The following is a 2,772-nucleotide window of genomic DNA, read 5'->3' as shown; positions in this document are numbered from 1 at the left end:
TTATTGCAAATTACTCCAAATTCTTAAAAATTAGCTGCTTGTGCATTGGTCTTATGATATTACGGATTTTGAACTTGAGCTCATTAAAGATGAGTTTTTGAGTTCTCCACCTGTTAAGAGGTCAATTTTAAAGCTTCTTAGAGCTAAAGCAAAGAAAAATGAAGCTTTGAATGACATAGAATCAATTTTAAAAGATTTGCAGGAAAGTTTTTAATTATCGATTAATCTTTCAAGTATTCTTAAGTAATCTTTCGTACTTTCATAAACGCACTCTGATATGAAATTAATAAAGATTTGACTGTCTTTTGGTTCTGTTTGAGCTCTTTTAAGTGCATAAATGTAATCATTTCTCATAATAGGAGGAATAATAGTTACAACATAACCAGCTTGCAATAAGGCTAAGTTCATTAAAAGTCTTGCGGTTCTTCCGTTACCATCACTAAATGGGTGGATTGTAACTAAATTTAAGTGAAGTAATGCCGAAAACTCAACAGGATGACAGTTAGCTTTCATTTCAGGAATATCAGCAACAAATTTTTTCATTAAATCTGGGACTTCTTTAGCAGATGCAGGTATAAACTCTGTACCTGTAATAATTACCTGTTTATCTCTGTACTTGCCTGCATTATCAGGATTAACCTGTCTGTACAAGAAGTTATGAAGTTCAAGAATATCTTTTTCTTCAATTTCAGGATTAAAAGAAAGTTTATAAAGCAAGTCGTATGCTTCACTATGACCGATAGCTTCCTGTATTTCTCTTACAGGATGTCCACCTATCGTAATTCCGTCTTCAAGAATTATCTTAGTTTCAGTTTCAGTAAGGGTATTCCCTTCAAGGGCATTACTTGTATAAGTAGAAGAAATGCGGTAATACTGCTTTAGTTGTTCTAAAACATCTTTACAAAGCGGTCTATAATTATCTATAGTCTCTTTAGCTTTATCTATATCGGCAATTCTATTCTTATATTCCATAATTTTACCCCTTGTCGAATAATTATATCATTTACACATTACGGGTAAAAGTTTTTAAATTTATCTTTTCTGGCAAAAGTCAGGCTACATTCTGTAATTTAATGCTTACTTTTACATTAAGCACTTCTAAAATCTTATGAATTCTAGCTATATTTGCACCTTGATATTCATGTTCTTCATATCTACTGATTTGTTGCTTTGATACACCTAATTTTCTTGCAAGTTCAGATTGAGAAATTCCCTTAGAAATACGAATTTTAATCAAATACCCCAATAAATCGGAAAAAGTAACTTCATCAGGCAACTTGAAATTACCTTTTTTCAAGTTTTCATATTCTTCAAGTTGTTGCTCTAACTGAAATATTAAACTTTTAAAGCTATTTGCTTGAGCAAGCTTGACCTCCTCAGGAATATCAACTTTCATAATCGCTTCCAGTTCTTTATTAAAGTTGCTTAACCATTTGAGAGTATTTTTTTTATCGGATTCGCTTTTTATCTGGTACATAGGATACTCCATTATTTAATTATTTTTAAAATACCTTTATCTAAATATTTTGTAGGATTTGTAAAAAAATCAGGAAAGTACATAATTCCAAATGCTATATGAACAGGATGAACATAAAATTCGATTCTATGTTTAGACCACATTAAAAACTTTCCTGTTTCAGCATCTATCGTTTTATAATCGCCCCAAATTGACCCACTACTCAATATTTTTAGATATCTTGGGTCTATTGCGCTTTCTACGGAGATATATCCGTCAATATCTCTTGGTTCTTCCTTAATGGATGCAAAACTACCGTCAACAAATATCTCATCTATGCCGTGGCTCCAATAAAACTCGCAAGCTTCCTTTAAAGAATTAATAAGCTTTAATCTTTTTTCACTTCCTGCTAGAATTGGATGCTTATATAAATCAGGAATAGTAATTAAATGAATTCCTGATAGCAGGTATTCATTTCTTCTGTTAAACTTTGGATAATCATATATTTGTTTATTCATAAAGTTAGTATAACACAGCATTTTGATTACGTCATTAAAATTGTTGACGTTGCATGATAAATTAATTACAGTATTCTTAATTCATTATTTCAAAAAAATGTTTCATCAATGTTTCACTTTCATTTCAAAACACATAAAAATTCATCAAAATATGAAACAAAAAAATTAGCTTTAAAGTCTTGATACGACTGAATTAAAAACAATTTATGCAAAACAGTCAAAAAGCCTGAAAACAGGCTTATTTCGACTCATAACCCAAAGGTCGTTGGTTCAAATCCAGCCCCCGCAACCACTTTCCCCGAGAGGGGAATTTTTTTTAACGCTATTTTGCCGACCTCCCTGTTTTGCATGCTTGATATAACTACGTCGAAGTTAAGCAAAATTAACACAATATTGGTCAAGAGCTTCAATGGCTTTTTGTTTTCTTTCAGGAACCGGATGAGCATATCTTTGAGTGGTTTTTAAATCAGCATGTCCAAGTATGTCCTGAACTATTACTAAATCAATTCCCGAAGCAACCATTCTGGTTGCCGCAGTATGCCTTAAGTCATGAAATCTTAAATTTTTTATTCTTGCCAGTTCACACAGACTCTTATATCCTTTTTTAATATCAGAGTAAGGCTTTTCTGTCTCTTTATTAGTAAAAACATATTCTGTGAAGCGATTGAAGTTTTTGAGTTCTTCTTTAAGCGTTTTAGAAATTGGTATTTTTCGTATTTTACCGTTTTTTGTCACAGTAAGAGTATAATATGCCGTAGAAATCGGACAGAAAAAAATATAAGTTATCATCCTTTCATC

General features: G+C 31.5%; 5 protein-coding genes. 1 reads left to right on the top strand and 4 read right to left on the bottom strand.

Annotated features, from left to right (window positions below; all coding sequences use genetic code 11):
* Positions 1 to 40: 40 nt before the first annotated feature.
* Entirely contained in the window at positions 41 to 214 is a 174-nt protein-coding gene (locus tag WCG23_13265; protein MEI8390841.1) for a hypothetical protein, read from the top strand.
* Here the strand turns inward: WCG23_13265 and WCG23_13260 are convergent.
* The 4 genes from WCG23_13260 to WCG23_13245 all read right to left on the bottom strand — a co-directional run.
* Positions 211 to 972 carry a Fic family protein gene (locus tag WCG23_13260; protein MEI8390840.1) on the bottom strand — a complete coding sequence of 254 codons (762 nt, stop codon included), beginning with the start codon at positions 970 to 972 and terminating at the stop codon, positions 211 to 213. The two genes, WCG23_13265 and WCG23_13260, sit on opposite strands and share 4 nt — an antisense overlap.
* A gap of 79 nt (positions 973 to 1,051) precedes the next feature.
* The gene (locus WCG23_13255; protein MEI8390839.1) at positions 1,052 to 1,477 is read right to left on the bottom strand and encodes a helix-turn-helix transcriptional regulator; all 426 of its coding nucleotides are present in this window, start codon (positions 1,475 to 1,477) and stop codon (positions 1,052 to 1,054) included.
* A gap of 11 nt (positions 1,478 to 1,488) precedes the next feature.
* Positions 1,489 to 1,974 (bottom strand): hypothetical protein, encoded by a 486-nt coding sequence (locus WCG23_13250; protein MEI8390838.1) that lies wholly within the window; start codon positions 1,972 to 1,974, stop codon positions 1,489 to 1,491.
* A 372-nt stretch (positions 1,975 to 2,346) separates the two neighbouring features.
* Positions 2,347 to 2,772: site-specific integrase (locus WCG23_13245; protein MEI8390837.1), on the bottom strand; the 426-nt coding region annotated here is incomplete at its 5' end.

Source organism: bacterium (assembly GCA_037147175.1).
In the GTDB taxonomy this organism is placed as follows: domain Bacteria; phylum Cyanobacteriota; class Vampirovibrionia; order Gastranaerophilales; family UBA9971; genus UBA9971.
The sequence above is the reverse complement of the archived record's forward strand: the minus strand, read 5'-3'. Positions and strand labels throughout refer to the sequence as shown.